Origin of the sequence: Nocardia harenae NBRC 108248 (genome assembly GCF_001612885.1) — a bacterium.
GTDB lineage: Bacteria > Actinomycetota > Actinomycetes > Mycobacteriales > Mycobacteriaceae > Nocardia > Nocardia harenae.
Genome location: NZ_BDBH01000004.1, coordinates 263,954 through 283,680 on the forward strand (window position 1 = coordinate 263,954; position 19,727 = coordinate 283,680).

General features: G+C 73.5%; 19 protein-coding genes. 7 read left to right on the top strand and 12 right to left on the bottom strand.

Annotation, left to right across the window (positions count from 1 at the left end; all coding sequences use genetic code 11):
• Nucleotides 1-11: 11 nt before the first annotated feature.
• On the bottom strand, nt 12-2,462 hold the full coding sequence (locus tag NH2_RS07355; protein ID WP_067650270.1) for a helix-turn-helix transcriptional regulator: 2,451 nt from the start codon (nt 2,460-2,462) through the stop codon (nt 12-14).
• Nucleotides 2,463-2,549: 87 nt separating this feature from the next.
• Nucleotides 2,550-2,789 carry a hypothetical protein gene (locus NH2_RS07360; protein ID WP_067650273.1) on the bottom strand — a complete coding sequence of 80 codons (240 nt, stop codon included), beginning with the start codon at nt 2,787-2,789 and terminating at the stop codon, nt 2,550-2,552.
• 203 nt (nt 2,790-2,992) lie between these two features.
• On the opposite strand from NH2_RS07360, the gene NH2_RS30290 reads away from it, so the two are divergent.
• The 3 genes from NH2_RS30290 (at nt 2,993) to NH2_RS07370 (ending at nt 7,401) form a co-directional block, all read left to right on the top strand.
• A complete protein-coding gene (locus NH2_RS30290; RefSeq protein WP_084505299.1) occupies nt 2,993-3,328 on the top strand; it encodes a WhiB family transcriptional regulator in 336 nt (111 codons plus the stop codon).
• Nucleotides 3,329-3,483: 155 nt separating this feature from the next.
• A complete protein-coding gene (locus NH2_RS07365) occupies nt 3,484-6,813 on the top strand; it encodes an ATP-binding protein (protein WP_169811461.1) in 3,330 nt (1,109 codons plus the stop codon).
• 99 nt (nt 6,814-6,912) lie between these two features.
• Complete coding sequence (locus tag NH2_RS07370) at nt 6,913-7,401, top strand: DUF1269 domain-containing protein (protein WP_067650279.1); 489 nt, start codon at nt 6,913-6,915, stop codon at nt 7,399-7,401.
• Nucleotides 7,402-7,405: 4 nt separating this feature from the next.
• On the opposite strand, the gene NH2_RS07375 is transcribed toward NH2_RS07370, so the two are convergent.
• From NH2_RS07375 to NH2_RS07415, 9 genes are all read right to left on the bottom strand, one after another.
• Nucleotides 7,406-8,068, bottom strand: a complete 663-nt coding sequence (locus NH2_RS07375; protein WP_067650282.1) for a dienelactone hydrolase family protein — start codon at nt 8,066-8,068, stop codon at nt 7,406-7,408.
• Between the two features lie 66 nt (nt 8,069-8,134).
• Entirely contained in the window at nt 8,135-8,920 is a 786-nt protein-coding gene (locus NH2_RS07380; RefSeq protein WP_067650285.1) for a carbonic anhydrase, read from the bottom strand.
• Between the two features lie 285 nt (nt 8,921-9,205).
• Nucleotides 9,206-10,351 carry a damage-control phosphatase ARMT1 family protein gene (locus NH2_RS07385; protein WP_067650288.1) on the bottom strand — a complete coding sequence of 382 codons (1,146 nt, stop codon included), beginning with the start codon at nt 10,349-10,351 and terminating at the stop codon, nt 9,206-9,208.
• 91 nt (nt 10,352-10,442) lie between these two features.
• Nucleotides 10,443-10,730, bottom strand: a complete 288-nt coding sequence (locus NH2_RS07390) for a putative quinol monooxygenase (protein WP_067652435.1) — start codon at nt 10,728-10,730, stop codon at nt 10,443-10,445.
• A gap of 317 nt (nt 10,731-11,047) precedes the next feature.
• Nucleotides 11,048-11,782, bottom strand: a complete 735-nt coding sequence (locus tag NH2_RS07395; protein ID WP_067650290.1) for a hypothetical protein — start codon at nt 11,780-11,782, stop codon at nt 11,048-11,050.
• Complete coding sequence (locus NH2_RS07400; RefSeq protein WP_067652437.1) at nt 11,779-13,503, bottom strand: asparagine synthetase B family protein; 1,725 nt, start codon at nt 13,501-13,503, stop codon at nt 11,779-11,781. The genes NH2_RS07395 and NH2_RS07400 overlap by 4 nt, the downstream gene beginning before the upstream one ends.
• A gap of 4 nt (nt 13,504-13,507) precedes the next feature.
• A complete protein-coding gene (locus tag NH2_RS07405; RefSeq protein WP_067650293.1) occupies nt 13,508-13,990 on the bottom strand; it encodes a hypothetical protein in 483 nt (160 codons plus the stop codon).
• Nucleotides 13,991-14,014: 24 nt separating this feature from the next.
• Nucleotides 14,015-14,809 carry a hypothetical protein gene (locus NH2_RS07410; RefSeq protein ID WP_067650296.1) on the bottom strand — a complete coding sequence of 265 codons (795 nt, stop codon included), beginning with the start codon at nt 14,807-14,809 and terminating at the stop codon, nt 14,015-14,017.
• The gene (locus NH2_RS07415; RefSeq protein ID WP_067650299.1) at nt 14,791-15,792 is read right to left on the bottom strand and encodes a hypothetical protein; all 1,002 of its coding nucleotides are present in this window, start codon (nt 15,790-15,792) and stop codon (nt 14,791-14,793) included. Before NH2_RS07415 ends, NH2_RS07410 begins: the two co-directional genes overlap by 19 nt.
• Before the next feature lie 94 nt (nt 15,793-15,886).
• On the opposite strand from NH2_RS07415, the gene NH2_RS07420 reads away from it, so the two are divergent.
• The 4 genes from NH2_RS07420 (at nt 15,887) to NH2_RS07435 (ending at nt 19,171) form a co-directional block, all read left to right on the top strand.
• The gene (locus NH2_RS07420) at nt 15,887-16,795 is read left to right on the top strand and encodes a helix-turn-helix domain-containing protein (RefSeq protein WP_067650302.1); all 909 of its coding nucleotides are present in this window, start codon (nt 15,887-15,889) and stop codon (nt 16,793-16,795) included.
• A gap of 375 nt (nt 16,796-17,170) precedes the next feature.
• Entirely contained in the window at nt 17,171-17,809 is a 639-nt protein-coding gene (locus tag NH2_RS07425) for a HEAT repeat domain-containing protein (RefSeq protein ID WP_067650305.1), read from the top strand.
• The gene (locus tag NH2_RS07430; RefSeq protein WP_067650308.1) at nt 17,803-18,816 is read left to right on the top strand and encodes a MerR family transcriptional regulator; all 1,014 of its coding nucleotides are present in this window, start codon (nt 17,803-17,805) and stop codon (nt 18,814-18,816) included. Before NH2_RS07425 ends, NH2_RS07430 begins: the two co-directional genes overlap by 7 nt.
• 64 nt (nt 18,817-18,880) lie before the next feature.
• Nucleotides 18,881-19,171: a hypothetical protein gene (locus NH2_RS07435; RefSeq protein WP_157103649.1), complete on the top strand. Its 291-nt coding sequence runs from the start codon at nt 18,881-18,883 to the stop codon at nt 19,169-19,171.
• A gap of 5 nt (nt 19,172-19,176) precedes the next feature.
• On the opposite strand, the gene NH2_RS29470 is transcribed toward NH2_RS07435, so the two are convergent.
• Nucleotides 19,177-19,659: a GNAT family N-acetyltransferase gene (locus NH2_RS29470; protein WP_245650466.1), complete on the bottom strand. Its 483-nt coding sequence runs from the start codon at nt 19,657-19,659 to the stop codon at nt 19,177-19,179.
• Nucleotides 19,660-19,727 lie beyond the last annotated feature (68 nt).

Here is a 19,727-nt window from a genome sequence, read left to right on the forward strand (position 1 = left end):
CGGCGGGCCGGTCAGAGCAGCCCGGCTCGCCGCGCGTGCTGGAGCGTGCCCGCCCGGCTGCTGGTGCCGAACTTCGCGTAGATGCGGCGCAGGTGGGTCTTGACCGTGTTCACCGAGACGCCGAGCGCGTCGGCGATCTGGCGGGCGGTGCGGCCGCTCGGCAGCTGCGCGAGCACGGTGCGCTCGGTCTCGGTGAGCAGCGGGGCGGCCGCGCGCTCGGCGCCGGGGTGGGTGCGGATCGCGGTGACGAAGGTGTTGTGCGCGGTGAAGGTGCCCGCGTTGTCGTCGAGCAGCTTCAGGATGCCCGGGGTCTCCAGGAAGGGGCGGATGATCCGCTCCGGCCCGGCCAGCTCCAGTGCGCGGGCCAGCGCGGCACGGGCTTTGCCCGGTGTCCCGATGGCGGTGTGCGCGCCCGCTTCGAGCAGGTGGACCAGCACCGTGTGCTGCGGAACCGTCGCGGACGGGTCGCGTTGCAGCGGGTCGAGGAGCGCGCGGGCGAGGTCGGGGCGGTGCAGCCCGGCGGCGAGCACCGCCCTGGCCAGGAGCACGCCGGGCCGGTCGCCGAGTTCGGCGCGGGCGTGGCCGAGCAGCAGCCGCGCGGTGCGCGGCGTTCCGGCGTCGAGCAGCGCCCGGACCACGTGCGGCAGCAGCAGCTCGGCGGCGACGCGGTCGGGGAGCGCGCCGGTGCGCAGCAGCTCGGTGATGTGGTGGCGGAGCTGGTCGGCGCGGCGGTGCCGGTCGGCGTCGTCGCCGGTGGCGGTGAGCCCGTCCAGCACGGCCCCGAGCGTGCCCCGGGTAGCGGGCGGCAGCTCCGCGGCGCGCAGGAGGGCGATGTAGGCGGCAGCCGAATTCGCCTCGTCGAGTGCGGAATTCAGGCCGGAGACCGCCGCTGTCGCCTGCGCGGCGGCGGCCTGCTCGGCACCGGCGGTGAGCCGCCCGCTCCAGCCGAGCAGCGTCGCCAGCCGGGATTCCGCGCGCAGTACCAGCCGCGGGTCGCCTGCCACCCTTGCCAGTGCCAGCGCCCGGTACAGGTCATCGATCCCGGTCGCGCGGTCGCCGCGCATCGCGCGGGCGGTGCCGGACTGGACGGCGGTGTAGGCGTCCACCCCCGGGCTGCCGGAGGCGGGGACCACGTCGGGCAGCTGGACGTCGTCGAGTCCGGTGGCCATGGCCAGCGCGGTGGCCAGCGTGGCCGCCAGGATGAGCGCGACCAGCTGCCCGCGCGGCACCGCGGTGCCGTTGCCGGTGCGGCGGCAGGCCAGGTCCAGGTAGGTGAGCGCGTGCGCGGGGTCGGCGCGCTCGACCGCGTCGACGGCCCGCAGTGCCCAGACGGCCGGGTCGTCGGCCTCGACGCTCTGCGCGCCCGCCAGCCCGTCGAAGAGCGCCCGCCCCGCGCCCTGCAGGATCATGCGCAGCGCCGGGTCGCCGAGGAACGCGGGCAGCCCACGCTGACCGTTCTCGCCGAGAACGTGCGGCAGCGCGGCGGCGGGCGCGCCCGCGCCCAGGTGCCAGGCGGCGGTGATCCGATGGCACTCGGCCCCGGCCCCGGCCCGCTCGGCGGCGCCGAGCAGGTGCGCGCGGACCAGCGGGTGGTAGCCGAACCACAGCGCGCCGTCCCGGTAGACCGGCGCCAGCGGGAAGTTCTCCCGCAGCAGCCGATCCAGGATCTCCGGCGCGGCCTCGCCGGCCAGCCGCCCGGCCAGCGCGGTGGTGAAACGCTCCGGAATGCTGGTGCGGATCAGGAATTTTCGCACCGGCGCCTGCTGCGGCGCCACCAGGGTCTCGGTCAGGAAGGCGCCCGCCTCGGTGCTCGGGTCGAGCAGCGCGGCGGCCGCCGCGCGCACGTCGGGGCGGCCCGCCAGCTCGGTGGCGGCGATCCGCACCGGCGCCGCCCAGCCGTGGGTGAGGCGCAGCAGCGCGTCCAGATCGACCCGCTCCGGCCGGATGCCGCACCCGGCGAGCAGCTGTGACGTCTCCTCGCGGTTCAGCGCGAGCTCGGCGGCGCCGACCCGGACCACCCGCGTCTCCAGCACCAGCGAATGCCACGCGAGCGGCGGGTCGCGGCGCGCGATCAGCACCAGCGCGGTGTCCGCGCCGTGGTGCATGAGGTAGTCCACCGCGGCCAGCGAACGGGGATCGCTGACGAGATGCGCGTCGTCGATGACCAGCACCCGCGCCGGAGCGGCGGGGCCGGTGGGGGCGGCCCCGCCGGTCCGCGCCGGTGGCAGCAGCTCGGCCATCGGCGGGCCGGTGAGATGACATGTCACCCAGTGCATCTCGGCTTCCGGCGCGCTTTCCCGGAACTTGCGGAACCATTCCGCCACGGCCACGGTCTTGCCGCTGCCCGGTGGCGCGCAGATCAGCACCACCCGGCGCGGGCGGGTGGCCACCGCGGAATCCAGAATGCGCTGGATCCGGCGGCGCGGGACGGGGTCGAACGCGAATTCGGGTGAAAGGGTCATCTTCTCCTGCTCGGGTGGGGGAATAGCGGCCGGACACCGGGCCGCGCGACCCCGGAGACTCCGGGATCGCGCGGCGTGCGGTGGCTCTCAGGACGGCAGCAGCAGGGCGAACGGCGCGTAGTCGCGCACGTGGCCGTCCACCCACTGCCAGACCGTCGTGGTGTCGACGGCGACGCCGTTCTGCAGGCAGAGCAGCCAGCCGTGCTCCGCGCGCACCCAGACGTCGCCGTCGCGATCGCGGTAGACGCCGGGTGCGGCCGGCTCGGGGGCGGAAGGGCGCGGTGCGGGCGGGGCCGGGGCGGCGATGTCGGTGCCGGTGGCGGTCATGGGCAACTCCCGTTCGACTCGGAGACAATTCCTGCGCAATATTCGCCTGCCCCGCTGAATATTCACTTCCGCGCCGATTCCGTATTTCTTCGGAGATTCTTTGTTATGCAGTGTTGACCTTTTTCGGATGGTAGTTACGCGGATGTCGTGAATAGAGTGTCGGTGTTCTCCGGAGAGGTCGGGGACAGGCGAGAGGCGGAGTTATGGATTGGCGCAGTGGCGCCGCGTGCACTGGGATCGCGCCGGGGCTCTTCCTGCCCCCGCTGCCGCCGCGGGGCGACCCGCGCCAGGCGCTCGAATATTGCCGTCGCTGTCCGGCTCTCGTGGAATGTGCCGAGAGTTCGCTGCGTACCGGGCAGCGGCACGGTGTGGTGGCCGGAGTCTGGCTTTCGGCCGACCCGCGTGCGCACGAAATGCTGCGCGAGATTTCCGCGGGGCGGGTGCGGCAGCGGCGGTGTGTGCGCTGCTGGCGGGTACTGGATCCGGGTGCCGCCGAGCGGTCCTGTGAATTGTGCGGATTCGCCGAGGTTCCGGTTTGAGCCGAAATCTCGCGCGCGATCGTGTTTGTGAGCACAACTGTTACCTACCGTTTGTCAGTTGTGTGAACGGGCGGTAATTTACCGGTCGGTTTATCTGTGCTCGAGGACCGGATGTGAAATATCCGGCGGCTGAGGGGTGTCGTTTCATGACAGAGGTGCGAGTTCAGGTTTTCGGTCCGCTGCGGGTGGTGCTCGACGGCAGGGCCGCCCGCCTCCAGGCGGGAAGGCAGCAGGCGCTGCTCGGCAGGCTCGTGCTCGCCGGCGGCACGACAACGCGGGTGGATCGCCTGATCGAGGATGTGTGGGAGGGCAGCCCGCCGGCTCAGGCCGCCTCGGTGCTGCAGGTGCAGGTGCACAATCTGCGGCGCGTTCTGGAGCCGGCGAGGCCGCCGCGGACGCCCGCGTGCGTTCTCGTCTCCGAGGACGGGGGATACGCGCTCCGGCTCGATGCCGACAGCGTGGATTCCTGGCATTTCGAGCGGTTGCTCGCCCGGTACGAACATCATCTGCGAGAGCACAGGGACACCGGCCCGGCCGAGCGGTACCGGATGCTCGACGAGGCACTGGCGTGCTGGCACGGTGAGGCGTTCGAATCCTTCGCCTCCGCCTCGTGGGCCTCTGCTGAGGTTTCCCGGTTGTCGGATCTGCGGTCCACCGCCATGGAAATGCGCGCCCGCGCGGCGCTGGAGATGGGGCTGGACGCCGATGTCGTCGCGGCACTGCACCAGCTCGCCCGCGACAATCCGGGCCGCGAGGAGAGCGCGCGATTGCTGGCCACCGCGCAATACCGGCTCGGACAGCAGATCGACGCGCTGGAGACCGTGCGCCGCACCCGCGAACATCTGCGCTCGGAATACGGTATCGACCCCGGAAGGCCGCTGCACGAACTGGAAATGGCGATCCTGAACCATTCGCTGGAACCGGAAAGTCCGCCGCCGGGCACCGCGCTGGTGGTGGCCGCCGTGCCGCGCCCGGAAAAACCGCCGCCGCGGTCGGCCTGCTACCCGGACGAGGCGGCCGCCGTCCACGCCGCGGCCGCCGCGGCGGCGGCCGGGGAGCCGCGACTACTGTGGCTGGTCGGCGCCGCGGGGTCGGGCAAGACCACGCTGCTGACCGGCGTTCTCGCGGAACTGGCCGCGCGCGGGAGCCACACCGCGTACGCCTCCTGCCCGGAACTCGACGGCGCGCCGGAGGCATGGGCCTGGAGCGAGTTGCTCGAGGGGCTGCCCGGCGCCGCCGAGGTCACCGCCGCCGACGGCGTCTTCGGCGTGGTGCGCGCGGTCTACCGGCGCAGCCACGAGCTCGCGCTGCGCGGGCCGGTGGTGATCGCGCTGGACGGCGCGCACCGCGCCGACGCGGCGACGCTGCAGGGCATCCGGCAGCTCATGACCTGGCTGCACGGCGAGGCGGTGCTCGTGGTCGTCGCGGTGCGCGACACCGAGCCGGGGCACGCGCCCGCCGAGGCCGCGCTGGCCGACCTGATCACCGACCGGGTCGAGCTCACCGGCTTCGATCTCGCCGGGACCAGGGAGTTCCTGAGCCGCGGCGGCATCGACGGCGGTGACGATGCCCTGGTGCGCAGCCTGCACGAGCGCACCGGCGGAAACCCCATGCTGCTGCGGATCTGGGCCCAGGTGATCGCCGCGCGCCCGGATTCCGGCGAGCCGCCGCACCGGATCCGGGCCCTGGTCCTCGATGTCGCCGAGCGGCTGCCCGCCGGCTCGCTCGCGGTGCTGCGCGCGCTCGCGCTCTGGGGTGCGCCGATCGACGTCGACGCGCTGGCCCGGCTCGCCGACCTCGCCGAGGAGCGGGTCGCCGACCTGCTCGACAATGCCATGGCCGCCTCGCTGGTGCGCTTCGACGGCACCGGCCGGGTGACCGTCCGCGACGAGCTGGTGCAGCGCATCGTGCGCGACAGCATTCCGCCCATGCGGCGCAGGCGGATGCACGGCCACATGGCCGAGTTCGCCGCCGACCGGATCGCAGGCGGCGCGCTCGACGAGGCGGGCCCGGCCGCGCTCGCCGTGCACGCGCTGCACGGCAGCACCCCGGCCAGCGCGGGCCGGGTGCTGGAGCGGCTGGTCGAGGCGGCTAGGCGCTGCGCGGGGGCGGGCAGGCGCGGCGAGGCGGCCACGCTGTGGCGAGCCGCCGCCGAGCTGAACCGGCGCGCCGCCCCGGTCGAGGCCGAGGCCGCGGGCGAGCGCGCCGCGCTGATCGACGCGCTGTGCCTGCTCGCCGACGCGCTGGCCCACGAGGGCGACCGCACCGCCGCCGCGGCGGCCCGCGAGCGCGCGCTCGACCTCGCCGAGAGCCTCGCCGACCCCGCCTCGGTGGCCCGCGCGCTCACCTGCTTGACCGCCCCGGTGATCCCGGGCATGCGCTACCGCGGCACGGGCAGCCCGCGCATCCGCGCCGCGCTCAAACACGCACTCGCCGAGCCGCTCCCCGACCACACGAGGGCCCGGCTGCTGATCACCCTCGCCGCCGAGTCGGACGGCGCGGTGCCCGCCGCCCAGCGGTACGCACACGCGGGCGAGGCACTGGCACTCGCCTACCACGCCGGTGACCACCCGCTGGTCTGCGCGGCGCTGAACGCCGTCGCCTGCGCCCTGGTCGACGCGGGCGCCGCCGACCTGTGCGGCCCGGCCACCGCCGAGCTGGTGCGGGTGGCCGCGCTCACCGAATCGCCCGAGCACCAGGCGCTCGCGCTGTACCTGCGCTTCCTCGACGCGTGCAGGCGCGGCGACCTGGTGGCCGCGGCCCGCTGCGCGCTGGAGTCGCTGGCCGCGGCCGAGCCGGGGCACTTCCCCGAGCTGCGCCAGGCCCTGCTGTGCTTCGTGGCGGCCACCGACCTCATCCGGGGCGACCGGGCCGCCGCCGAGCGGCGCTACGCCGAGTGCCGCGCCGCCGCGCGCGCGGTCGGCGCCTGGCAGCCGGACGCCCTGCTGCTCACCGATCTCGCCGTCGCCTGGGACCGCGGCGACCTCACTCCGCTGCGGGACGTGCTCGAGCGCCGCTACGCGCAGGAGCCGGAGCGCTTCGCCCACGTCTACGCGCTCGCCCTCGCGCAGGCGGGCGAGCCGGCGCGGGCCCGGCTGATCTTCCGGGAGAACCCGCCGCTGCAGCGCGGCCCCGGCCGCCCGCTCATGACCGCCTTCTCCGCCTGCGCCGCCGCCGCGCTCGGCGAGAGCGAGGCCGCCGCGCTGCTCTTCGAACGGCTCACCACCTGGTCCGGCTCGACCGTCGGGCTGGACACCGGGCTGGTCGGCATGGGCCCCATGGACCTGGTGCTCGCCCGGCTCGCCGAGGCCGCGGGCGACGAGGTCTCCGCCCGCACCCTGCGCGAGCGGGCCGCCGCCCAGCGCGAGCACCTGCGCGGGATCGCCGAGTCCATCCGCCCGCAGACCGACCTCGTCGCCGCCCGCTGCGCCGGCGCGCCCGCCCCGGTCCTCGCCTGCCCGGACCCGCACGCCTCCATAGCCTGAGCTGCGCCGATCCGTTGCTCACCCGGTATGGATGACCCCGCCCGCCGCCTCCGTCACTAGCGTCGCCCGGCGTACGTTCCCCCGACGAAGGAGAAGCCCATGGCCGGAACCCTGACCGTCTGGAAGTTCCCCACCGAGACCGGCGCCGAGACCGCCGCGACCAGCCTGCGCGAACTCACCCAGCAGCGGCTGGTCACCGTGCACGACGCGGCGATCGTCAGCTGGCCCGCCGGAGCGCCGAGGCCGAAGACCAAGCAGCTGCACAGCCCGACCGGCGCGGGCGCGCTCGGCGGCGCCTTCTGGGGACTGCTGTTCGGGCTGCTGTTCTTCGTGCCGCTGCTCGGCGCCGCCGTCGGCGCGGGCATCGGGGCGCTCGCCGCCTCGCTGGCCGATGTCGGGATCGACAACGCGTTCATCGCCCGGCTGAAGGAACAGCTGACCCCCGGGACATCGGCGCTGTTCGTGCTCTCCTCCGACGCCGAGCTCGACCGGGTGCACGAGGAGTTCCGGCACCAGACCGCCGAGCTCGTCACCACCAACCTCAGCCACGAGCAGGAGCGGAAGCTGCGCGCGGTCTTCGCCGAGTAGCGGGTCAGGAGTGGTCCGGGCCGAGGTGCTCGCCGAACCACACCGAGGCCAGGTAGGCCGACCAGCTGCCCAGCCGGTCCCGCGGGACCGGCTGGGTGGTCACCGCCAGCTCGGTGATCCGGGTCGGGGCGGGGACGAGCGCCGCGGCCGTCCGGACGCACCGGCGGATCCGCTCGTCGGTGCCGCCGGAGACGAACAGGGTCGGGGCGAGGACCTGGGTCAGCCGGTCGGCGGCGAGGTCGGGGCGGGCGCCGTGCACCACGACGGTCCCCAGCCGGATGTCCGGTTCTCCGGCGGTCCAGAGCGCGACCGGCGCGTCCGAGCCGATGCCGAACAGCCCGACCGGCATCCAGCTGTGCGGGGACCCGGCCAGCCAGTGCCTGACCGCGAGCAGCCGCCTGCCGAGCAGGATGACATCGAAGACGAGGTCGGTGGTTGCCTCGGCCGGGGTCAGCAGGTCCAGCGTGAGCGAGCCGAGGCCGCGGGCGGTCAGCTGCCCCGCGATGTGTGCGTTGCGCGGGCTGTCGCGCCAGGTGCCGCTGCCGTGCGCGACCAGCACGATGGCGCGCGCACCGGGCGGGATCCGCAGGTGGCCGCGGAGCGCGGCGCCATCGGCGTAGACGGTGAGCTGCTCGTCGGACTCCAGGGCGGTGAACGTCTCGGTCATGGAATCAGTCTGTGCGACAGCGCTTTCCGGGCGCTTCCGCACCGATTCCGGGCGCCGGGCGAGAACTCACCCGCCCGCGAGCACGACCGCCCTGCCGTTGGCGGACTGCGCGGGCCGATTCGTGTGCGGGAAGCGCGCCAGATAGCGCTCCACCTCGTCCCGTGCCACTGGAACCGGGTGCCGGAGAACGGTCCAGGCCACCCCTTCGGTGCACGGCGGGGTGGTGAGCGAGCCGGTGTAGCGGAACTGCGCGAGGTCGCCGGGGAGCAAGGTCCGTGGATCGAGCGCGGCGGCGAGGCGCGACCCGCGCACCGGAGGCAGCTCCCCGAGCACCGGCAGCAGAGCCGCCCCCTGCTCGGCGACCTGCATCAGCACTCCGAGCACGGCGATCGCCCCGTCCTCGGCGACATGCACCAGGTGCAGCTCCATGTCCGCACCGACACCATCGACGGTGTGCTCACTCGGCGCGTGGAAGTGGAACTGGGTCAACGCGAACCGCCGCCCGTCGACGGTCACGTGCTGACCGGCGCCCGCGGGGATGTTCGCCTGGATCGTGTGGCCGTTGTCGACGATCTCGACGCCCCGCACCGGGCCGTAGCCGATCTCGATGTGGTCGGCGGGCGCCACCCGCGTCGGATGGCCGAGGTCGATCGGGGACTGCCCGGCGCCGGTGCCGCACATGCGGTAGCGGCCGTCGAGCTCGGCCCAGTGCGCAGGCCCGTCCGCGTCGTAATCCCAGTGCGGCGGGCTGTCGTCGGTGTGCGACCCGGTCGACGCGCACCCCGAAACCATCAGCAGTGCGGCGGCGGCGAGCATCCGGCGGCGGGTGATCGGGCTGGTCGGCCGTGACATCGAGACTCCTCGCGGAATGGGCACGCGGACCGCCCCAGCGACGATCCGTGCCGATTGCGTTGTCGAGCAACGTGATCGAGTCAGGCTAGCCCCGCCGCCGAATCTCCGACAGAGGGTAGTAGAGCGACCTGCGTCACAGGGCCGCATCGCGCTCGCCGCCGTGGCCTCCTGGTCCAGCTGCCGTGCCGTGGGGCGGGGAGACCCGGTGCCGGGCGGCGAAACCCGGTGGGTCGAAACATTCGTCGCGGTTCGGGGGTGGAGAAAGACCTCGGGCCCGGTTCCCGATCACCCCCGGGCTGCGGGTGCGGCGCTGATGAGGGCGTGGGTGCCGCGGGTGCGCCAACCGGGTTCGCGGGTGTCGAGGGTGCTCTCCTGCTCGGCGCCGAGCCCGACCACGACATCGGACTTCACGGTCCGCAGCGCCACCACGGCGGTGGGGAACCGCTCGACCGTCTCGGCGAACGGCGTGGTGGCAGGCCAGTGCAGGTCGCCGACCAGGCGCCGGTAGTTCAGGTCGCCCTTGAGCACCGTGACCCGCGCGCCCGCCAGCTCCCCGGCGAGATCCTCCGGCATCTCGGTGAACGGCAGCGGGGCGCAGAAGAAGTCGTGGGTATCGATCCTGAGCCGCGCGGTGGTGATGTGGCCTTCGAGGCGACGGCCGAGGCCGGTGGCGGTATCGCGCAGCAGCGCGAGCGTGGCCAGGACATCGGCCGTGGTGGCGTCGGAGACGTAGTACGGCGCCGGCTTGACCCACAGGCGGACCTCGGCGGCGAGCCCGGCGGTCAGCAGGTGGTCGATGAGGACCAGGTCGGGCAGGAGCTCGCCCGCGGCGTTGTCGGCGATCAGGTCCAGCCGCGGTGCCTCCGCCAGCATCGACCACAGCACGGCGCTGTCGTCGATGAGCAGCGCGCCGGAGGCCTCGCTCTCGGTGGCGGTGAGCTGGAATCCGAGGTCGGCGCGGTTGCCCCACAGGCAGGCCAGCAGCAGCTGCTCGCGGTCCGGGGTGTCGAGCCGGGCGAGGGTGTCGAGCTGGCCGGCCACCGTGGCGCCGTGCAGTTCGGCGGTCTTGAACGGGGCGAAGGGATCGATGCCCTGCCAGGGGCCGGGGCGGTGGTAACCGGTGGCCTGGAGCAGTCGCCGGTAGAAGAAACTCTCCGCCCACAGGAACGGCGCCTCGGCCCACGGCTTGCCGTAGTGCTCGGCGCCCCAGGCCAGCCAGCGGTCGCGGTCGGCGGTGGGCTCCGCCAGCGGCCGCATCACCCCGGTGGTGCTCTCGGCGAGCAGCTCCTCCAGCGCGGCGCGCTGGGCGGGCGGGTACGGGAGGGCGCTCAGGACGCGCTCGATGAGCTTCGGGTGGCGTTCGTGGAAGACGGCGCGCGCGAAGGAGCCCGGAGTGCCTGCGAGGATGGGTTGCGGGGTCGGTGGTGTCAGCGCCCTGTCCTTTCTTCGGTGGTCCGGTCGATCATCGTCGCCGTCGTGCTCCGAAGGGTGACGGGCCCCGCCCCGGGGGTGGCCGGCCGCCCTACGTCAGCGAGCGCACCTCGGCGATGTCGTACTCGGCCACCGACGCGGCGAGCATCTGCGCGCTCTGATCCGCCCCGGGCCCGCTACCCCGGAACGCCTCCACCGCCGCCTGCGACTCCCAGCGCTCGAAGATATCGATCCGCCCCGGATCGAGGAGATCCGCGCTGATCGAGAAGTCGAGACAGCCCGGCGCGCGGCGCGCCTGCTCGACCACGGCCACGCATCCCGCCAGGTAGGACTCGCGATCAGCGGGGTCGACGGTGATGTGGCCTGCGACGATAACCATGGACGGCTCCTTCTCGTGGTGTCGGGTATACCGACGACGGAGGTGGCCGAAGTTCATCGGTCGAAGGAATCGCGGCGCGCTTCGTCCGGTCCATCGGGTGGCCTTTGGTTGGCTCCGCCCCGGTAGGGACTGTCGTCGACCCTGGCAGGGGATCCGGGGCGGAGCCGCACCCGGACCGGAGATGAGCGGTCCGTCCCGGGTGCACCCTGTAGTTCTACCCGGCCCGGCGCCGGTTTCCTGTCCGTCGTTCGCCCGATGCCGTTACCGTTCGCTATGAGGTAACTGGCCTGTCGATGAGGCGGTGGCCGGTTCGCGCGTCACCGGCTTTCCTCCGGGTCGGCACAGGTCTCGGCGGCGGCGAGCTCGGGAGCGAGAAAGACTGTCTGCGCCATCATCCGGTAGCCGGACATGCGCTCGCGGAACACCTCCACCGACTCCTCCGGGTGCACCGAGTCGATGACGGCGTGCGGGCCGACGGCATTGAACTGGTGGCTCACCCCGCGCGGGATCTGCATGTCCACGAAGGAGCAGGGCGGCACGATCAGGTTGTGCCGGGTGCGGTGCACGCCGGGCGGGGTGCCCGGCAGGTCGTCGGTGAACTGCCGCGGCGCGAACGGGGTGACGCCGGGGACGTCGGTGACCACGAACGGCGACAGGCTGCCGACCCGGATGCTGGTGCCCGGCCCGGTCATCATGCGGACGAAGCGCAGCCCGGTGTGCAGGTGCATGCGCGAGCAGATGCCGCGCTCGGCGGTGTCGTAGAAGTCCATGAGGTAGCGGTCGGCGAAGAAGCCGTCGAAGGGCTTCTCGACCATGTAGACGTCGCCCTCCTCGAAGGTCTGCGAGCGGACGATGCCGTCGGAATCCGCGGTGGTCGCCGCGGAGCTGGCCTTGGCGGTGCGCACGATCTGCGCGAAGGCGCCGACCACGGCGGCGGCGACCTCGGGGGCGAAGCGGGCGACCGGGGTGACCACATTGCGGCCCGGGTCCGCGAAGGTCGCCAGGTCGTGGATCTCGTTCTCGGCGTCGGCCGCCACCTTGAGCCGGGTCATCCGACCGGCCCGCCCACGTCGAACGAGCGCAACCACAGTTCCAGCGACAGCACCAGCCAGAGTTTGCCACCCTGCCGCGGGAGCAGCGCGCCCTCCCCGCGCAGCCAGCCGCGCACCGTCTCCTGGCGGAAGAGCCCGCGGTCCCGCGCGGCGCGGGAGAGCAGCAGGTCGTGGCCGAGGTCGCGCAGCGGGCCGTCCAGCCACTGCTGCACCGGCACCCGCATGCCGCTCTTTGGGCGGTCGACGATGGTGGCGGGGAGCAGGTCGCGCACCGACTCCTTGAGGATCCACTTCTCGCTGGTCCCCGCGAGTTTCAGCGCGGGCGGGGTGGCGAAGGCGCGGTCGATCACCGCGCGGTCGAAGAGCGGGGCCCGGCCCTCGATGCCGCTGGCTGCGGTGAGCCGCTCCACCTTGGTCAGGATGTGGTGCGCGCCCTTGGTGCGCAGATTGACGTGCAGGAGCTGGTTCAGCAGCGTCGACATCCGGCCCTGGCGCAGGTAGGGGGCGACGTGTCCGGCCGGGCCGGGGGCGGATTCCAGGGCGGCGAGGGTGCCGGGGGTGAGCAGGGCGGGCAGGTCGGCGTGGCACTTGCGATAGCTGTCGATGTAGGCGCGGGCGCGGGCATCCGGGGCGGGGTCGGAGCGGAAGAGCTCGAAGACGAGCATGGGCAGGTTCTTGGGGCCGCCGAAGACCGGGTCGCCGCCCTCGCCGTTCAGCGCGACGGTGGCGCCGTCGGCGGCGACCGCCTCGGCCAGCATGGCGTTCGGGACGGTGAGGGGGTCGCCGACCGGGGAGTCGAGCAGGCCGATGGTGTCGGCGAGGCGGGCGGCGACGGTGGCGCCGGGCACCGTGAGCACGCGGTGTTCGGTGCCGCAGTGCGCGGCGACCAGACCGGAGTAGCCGAGTTCGTTGGGGGCGGTGTCGCCGAAGCTGATCGAGTAGGTGCGCACCGGGTGGTCGTGCAGCTCGGCGGCGAGCGCGGTCACCAGGCTGCTGTCGATGCCGCCGGAGAGCAGGACCGCGACCGGCTCACCCACCGGGAGCCTGCGGGTGACCGCCTGTTCGAGCAGGGCGCGCAGGGCGAAGGCGTGGTCAGGGCGGTCGTCGATCAGTTCCTCTGGCTCCCAATAGGTCTCCTCGCTGCTGGTGCCGTCGGGGTGCAGCCGGACGCAGCGGCCGGGGAGCACCTCGTGCACGCCGTGCAGCAGGGTCTCGCGGCCGGGGAGGTAGGCGAAGGTCAGGAAGGTGCGGACGGCGGGCAGGTGCAGCCCGGTGCGCAGGGCGGGCCAGCGGCGCAGGGCGCGCAGGGAGGTGGAGGCGGCCCAGCCCGCGGCGGCGTGCGCGTGGAAGAGCGTGCGGGCCCCGACGTGGTCGCGGATGAGCACCAGGTCGGGGCCGTCGATGACGGCGAGGGCGAACATGCCGTCGGCGGCGGCGATGCCGGGCAGGCCGAAGCGTTCGTAGAGGTGCAGGAGCACGAGACCGTCCGGGCTGCCCGGCGGTGGTGCGGCCGGACCGAGGGTGGTGCGCAGCTCGGCGGTGTTGAACAGGGTGACCTCGCCGACGGCGGTGAGCGCGCCCGCGGTGAAGGGGCCCGCGGCCACGCCGGGGCCGTCCAGCAGGCCGAGGGCGTGCGGTCCCTGCCGGGTGCGGAGTTCGGCCCCGACGGCCCGCACGTGGCCGGCGGGGTCGGTCGCCTGGAAGGCGCACCAGCGCGACATCACATCACCCGAAATCGTCGTCGTCGCCGTAGCTGTCGTCCCAGTCGCCGGAGCCGCCGCCGTCGTCCCCGCCGCCGGAGCGGCTGCCCGCCGCGGCCTGGTTGCGCAGCTCCTCCTCTTCGTCGGGGCTCAGCACCAGCGGCGGCAGGATCAGCGCGCCGAGCAGCGCGCCGCCCGCGACGGTGGCGAGCACCGCGCCGATCCGGCCGCCGAACGAGCTGCGGTTCACCGTGAGCACGCCGTCGCCCCAGAGCGTGCGGCCGTACCCCGCCTCGCGGCCGTAGAGGACGCCGCCGGGGTGGTCGCGCCGGATGATCTTCGGCCCGAGCGGCTCGTCGCGGCCGGAGCGGCCCTGATTGTCCCGCCACAGCACGGTGCCGCCGGGGCCGCGGCTGCGCCACTCCTGGCGGCCGTCGCCGTAGCGGCGGTGCACGGTGCCGTCGGCGAGCAGCTCATCGGTGTAGTCGACCTGCCGGTACGGGGGCACGGCGGGCTCCTTTCGGGGTGCAGGTCATGCGACGGGCCAGGTGAGAAAACCCGAGTCCCTGGTGCGGCGGAGCTCCGACAGCGGGGCGCGCGGGGTGCGGACCCCGCGGACCAGGCGGTGCACGGTGCGCAGCAGGGCGGCCGGGCGCACGGCCTCGAGTTCGACGGTGTGGCCGCGGGCGAGCCAGCGGCGTTCGCGGTCGTCCGGGGCGGGCGGGGGCTCGGTGGGCGGGCCGGGGAGGTGGAACAGGTGCATGGCCTCGGCGTGGCGGGGGCGGAGGCCGAGGGGGACCACCGCGACCTCGTCCGGGAGGGCGGCGAGTTCGCGGACCCGGGCGGCGAATGCGAAGCCCGCGATGCTCGCGTCGTGCAGGACGTAGGCGGTGCCGGAGACGCCGGCCAGCATGCTCGCGACACCAGGGTGCACCGGGAGTTCCGCGGCGCTGAGCACCGGGCAGGCCGACTCCATCGGGAGGCCGTTGGCGCGCAGCATGTGCGCGATCTCGTGCGATCGGCAGATGAGCAGGCGGGGGAGGCCGTAGTCGAACAGGTCGGGTTCGGGGGTGTGGCGGCCCGGCTCCTCGCGGTCGGGAGGCGGTACGGAGAGTACGGGCTGCTCGCCGAGCGCTGCCCGGAAGGTGCTGTAGCGCAGTGGAACTCGTAGCGTGAAGCCGGGGCCGGTGCGCAGCCGGTGCGCGGGGGCGAGCAGGCGGCACAGCTCGTAGTACAGCTGGCGCTCGGTGACTTGCAGCCCACTCGGGGCGGTCGCGCGGGCGACGGCGAGCGGCAGCAGCCGCTCGATCACGCCGGGGTGGGCCACGTCAGGAAACCTACCTGCCCGGCGCGGCGGTGGTCCGGGTCGGCGGCCTCGGCCACCCGGTCCACGCCGCGCTGCACCAGGGCGAGCAGCCGTGCCGGGGGCAGCGCGGCGACCGGGGACCACCAGCCGTCCAGCAGCCACTGCCGGTCCTCGGCGCCGATGGCGGGCGGCAGCTCCGCCGACTCCACCGGCCGCTCCTTGACCCGCACGGCCCACTTCGCGGTGCGCACGGTCGCGGGGGAGAGGCCGAGCAGGACGGCGCGCGGGCCGAATGCCGCGCGCACCTGGCGCGCCCAGCCGATTCCGGCGATACCCGCATCGTGCAGTACCAGCACCGGAATCCCGGGCGGCACCTGCTCGGGCCGCTCGCACAGCGCCAGCTGCCAGCTGGCCGACGCGCCGTTCGCGGCCAGGCAGGTGAGGGTGGGCCGGTCCGGGCAGAGCAGCGCCACTCGCGGTTGCGGCACCGCCTGCGGCCGGAAGTCGTCGCGGGTCAGCCCGGCGGGCGGCCCACCGTAGATCCGCTGCCACGGCCGCAGCACCCGCGTGCTGAAGTCGGCGTAGCCGGGCTCCGGGTGAACGGTGGAGCGCCGCGCCAGCTGCGGCCGCATGAGCAGCAGGATCAGGTTCACCACCAGGATCGTCGCGGCGATCCCGGCCAGTCCTGGCCCTACCGGGACCCCGATGAGCAGCAGCACGACCCCGATGATCCCGATCAGCACCGAGTAGCCGACCGCGGCGAAGTGGTAGTGCCGCCCGGTGCTCGGCAGCGTCTTGCGGCCGGCCGCGAAATACAGCTGCGGGCCGGTGTAGAGCAGCCCCCTGCCGTCGGAGAGCTTCTCCGCCAGGCGCCGCAGCCGCAGGTCGTGCAGGCGGAACGGGCTCTCCTTCGGCTCCAGCGCGAAGGGCCGCCCGCACGACGAGCAGACACGGTTCGGGCGCTGCCGGTAGAGCAGGCTGGTCTGGCAGTGCGGGCAGATCACGCCCTATATTCGCGCATCCGCTGCGGATCCGCGAGCGATCCCGGTGAGAATCGGTGTTGACTCTCCAGCTACTGGAAACCCGAGGCTGATTCCCGTGAGTGACCGCGACGAACTGTTCCCCATCGGCGAGCTGGCTCGCCGCACCGGGCTGTCGGTGCGGACCATCCGCTTCTGGTCCGACGCCGGGGTGGTGCCGCCGACCGACAGGTCGCCGACCGGCTACCGGCTCTACGACGCCGAGGCGGTGGCCCGGCTCGACCTGGTCCGCACCCTGCGCGAACTGGGGCTCGACCTGCCTACCGTGCACAAGGTGCTGCTGCGCCAGAGCTCGGTGGCCGAGGTGGCCGCCGCGCACGTGCGGGCGCTGGACGCCGAGATCCGCACCCTGCGGGTCCGGCGGGCGGTGCTGCGTTCGGTCGCTCACCGAGGAAGTTCGACCGAGGAGATGAGAATCATGCACAAGATGGCGAAGCTGTCCGCCGCCGAGCGGCAGCAGGTGATCGATTATTTCGTGGACGCGACGGTCGCCGGTATCCCGGCGGACGCACCCGGTGCGCACATCGCGCGGGAGATGCGGTCGCTGCCCACGGAGCTGCCCGACGATCCGAGCCCCGAGCAGGTGGATGCCTGGGTGGAGCTGGCCGAGCTGGTCGGCGACTCCGGGTTCCAGGAGCGGGTGCGGGAGATGGCGGTCACCGGGGCCGAGGGCGCCCAGCCGGAGTTCGCGCCGGACCCGGGGCGGGTGTCCGCGGTCGCCGCGCAGGCGCTGAGCGAGGGGGTCTCGCCCGATTCGGTGCGGGGCAGGGAGCTGCTGGATCAGCTCGTCGGCCCGGCTCTGCCTGCCGCCGATCGGGTGCGGCTGGCGGATTCCATGGCGGTGTTCACCGACCGGCGGGTCGAGCGGTACTGGCAGTTGCTCGGGGTGCTGAACGGGTGGCCCGCCCGCGAGCCGCAGGTTCCGGCCTGGGAGTGGTTCATCGGGGCGCTGCGCGCCGGCGCGTAGCGGGTCATCGACGGCGGTTCGGTCCTCGAACCGGAGGATCGGACCGCCGACAGCGACCCGCTCGGGCCGCACGCCGGGACACCCGAGAATCCCTGCGTCGCTTGTTGTTACGCGGAGTAACACGGTGCCGGGCGGACCGGTGCCGGAACGCGGGTCGTGATTTCGGCGCCCGCTCGGCGGCGTGGATCCGATGTGGCCGGGTATCTCGGAGACTGGTGCCCGGATCGCTCTTTCTCGCGCGTCGCGCGATCCGGGGGCCAGGCCCGCCCCGGTCGTCCCTGTCCTCGTCCGGGGCGGGTCCGCGCACTCGAAGTCGTCAGCGCTTGACCTTGACACAGTGACAACGTCTTCACTGAACGGGAGGAGGTGGTTCCCATGAACCCGACACCGAGACTGCGCACCGCCCTCAACGCGGAGAGCGCCTCGACCCGGCTGCAGGCCGCGCTCGCCGCGGGCACGCACCCGGACCCGGCGCTGCTCCCCGAACTGCTCGCCCGCTGCGCCGTCGAGCCGGACTTCTATGTCCGCGACATGCTCACCTGGGCGCTCACCCGGCTCCCGCGGGAAGACACCGTGCCCGCGCTGCTCGCCGAGCTGGCGTCCGGCACCACGCAGGCCCGCAGCCAGGCGCTGCACACGCTCTCCAAGATCGGTGACCCGGCCACCTGGTCTGCGATCACCCCGGCGCTGCTGCGCGATCCCGACGACGAGGTGGCGCGCAGCGCGTGGCGGGCCGCCGCGGTCCTGGTCCCGGAGGACGAGCGTCCGGCCCTCGCCGCCGAACTCGCCGGGCAGCTCGCTCGCGGCGACCGCGATGTGCGGCGCAGCTTGAGCCGGGCACTGGCCGCGCTCGGCGAGATCGTCGAGCCGGTGCTCACGAGAGCGAAGGCGAGCCCCGACCCGGACGTGCGGGCGCACGCCCTGGTCACCGAGCAGCTGCTGCGCGACCCGGACGCCGCCTTCGATATCGACGCGGCCAAGCGGATCGCCGCGCTGGACGGCGCCCCGTGCTGATCGGCGAGGTGGCGCGACGTTCGGGGGTCAGTACCCGGATGCTGCGCCACTACGACGCGCTCGGGCTGGTCCGGCCGACCGGGCGCACCGTCGGCGGGTACCGGGAGTACGCCGACGCCGATATCCGGCGGATCTTCCACGTGGAGAGCCTGCGCACGCTCGGCCTCTCGCTGCGCGAGGTGGCCCGCGCGCTGGAAGACCCGGATTTCGCGCCGCAATCCCTGGTCGGCGATCTCATCCGACGCACCGAGGAGCGGCTGTCCGGGGAGCGGGAGCTGCTGGAGCGGTTGCGCGCGGTCGAGGGGGCGGAGCCCGGGGACTGGCGCGATGTGCTGCGCATCGTGGAGCTGGTCCGCAACCTCGGCTCGGCCGACCCGCCGCGGCGGTTGCAGACCGTGCTCAACCCCGCCGCGAACGAGCCGGTCCCGACCGAGCTGCTCACCGCGGCGGTGCTCGCCGAGAGCGAGCCGAATATGGCGGGGGCGCTGCGCTGGGCGCTCGCCAGGGCCGGGACCGACGGGCTGGCGGGGCTCGCGCCCGGACTGCGATCCGCCGATGCGGAGGTCCGGCGGCGGGCGGTGCTCGCGGTCGCGGAGATTCCCGGCGATGCCGCCACTGCGCTGCTCACCGCCGCGCTGGACGATCCTTCACCGGCGGTGCGCGGTCCGGCGGCGCTGGCCGCCGGTGGCCGCGGGGTGACCGCCGCGGAGCCGGTGCTGGTCAGCATGGTGGTGGCGGGCACGAACGATGTCGACGCGGGCGAGGCGCTGGGTGCGCTGTCCCAGGAGGCGGCGGCCGCGGAGCGCATCCTGACCGCGCTGACCGATGCGCTGGCCGCGCACGCAGCCGACTCCGACGTTCGTATCCGGCTCATTCAGGCGGTGGTCGAGTTGCCCGGTACTCGCGCACTGGAGATCCTCCAATTGCTGCGCGCGAATGCCGATCCTCCCGTCTCCCTGGTGGCCGCCGCGTTCTTCGATCTGGTGGCTTCCCGCCCATCGATGTGACGGACCTGGACTTGACCTGCCCTGGTCGATGCTCTTCCGGGACGACCCTCCGCGCGGTGAACGCGTGCCGTCCACCGGTTGGCATCCGATCGATGTCGTGCACCGGCGCCTCCTGGCCGATTCCTCGGTGTACGACGACAGTCCCGGACGAGTCGTTTTCGATAGGAATTTCTTCCTGCCACAGCACCGAGTGGCGGCCGTGCCCGATTACGTTCAGGCCGCACTCGAAGCTCGCGATGGCGAGCGTGAATACTTCGTTCGGCGCTTCGCCCACCTGATCCCGGCTCGCCACCTCGTCGTGACCGATCTGAGCAGACTCGGCTCGATCGACTCCGCCGAGCAGCGGTGCTGGTGAAGCGGCTAGCGAAACTCGAGCACCTTCTCGAAGGTGAGATACGGCAATGTCGCCGGGTCGGTGGTCATGTCGTACTTCGGCTCGTACCCGGTACTGAGGTACAGGCCGACCGCCTCGGGCTGCCGCGGCCCGGTGGTGAGCCGGATCATCCGGTACCCGGCATCCGCCGCTGCCCGTTCCAGCTCGACCAGCACCGTCCTAGCGTGCCCGCGCCGCCGATGCGCGGAGTGCGTCCACACCCGCTTAACTTCCGCGGTGCTCTCGTCGATGCGCCGGAACCCACCGCCCGCGACCGCCCCCTCATCCTCGAGCAGCAGCACGAGCCCACCGTCCGGCGGCTCGAAGTCAGCGGGGTCGGTATTGCCCATCTCATCGTTCGGCCCGTAGCGGGTCTCGTACTCGCGGGCCAGCTCGTCGAGCAGCGGCCGCACCAGTGGGTCGGCGGCGCCGACCCAGCGCAGCTCGCGGGTTCTGTCGCAGCGTGTCACGAATCGGCACAACAGCGGAGCCGCGCCCGGACATTCCCGCGGCGGAACGCTGTAATGCCGATCGGCGC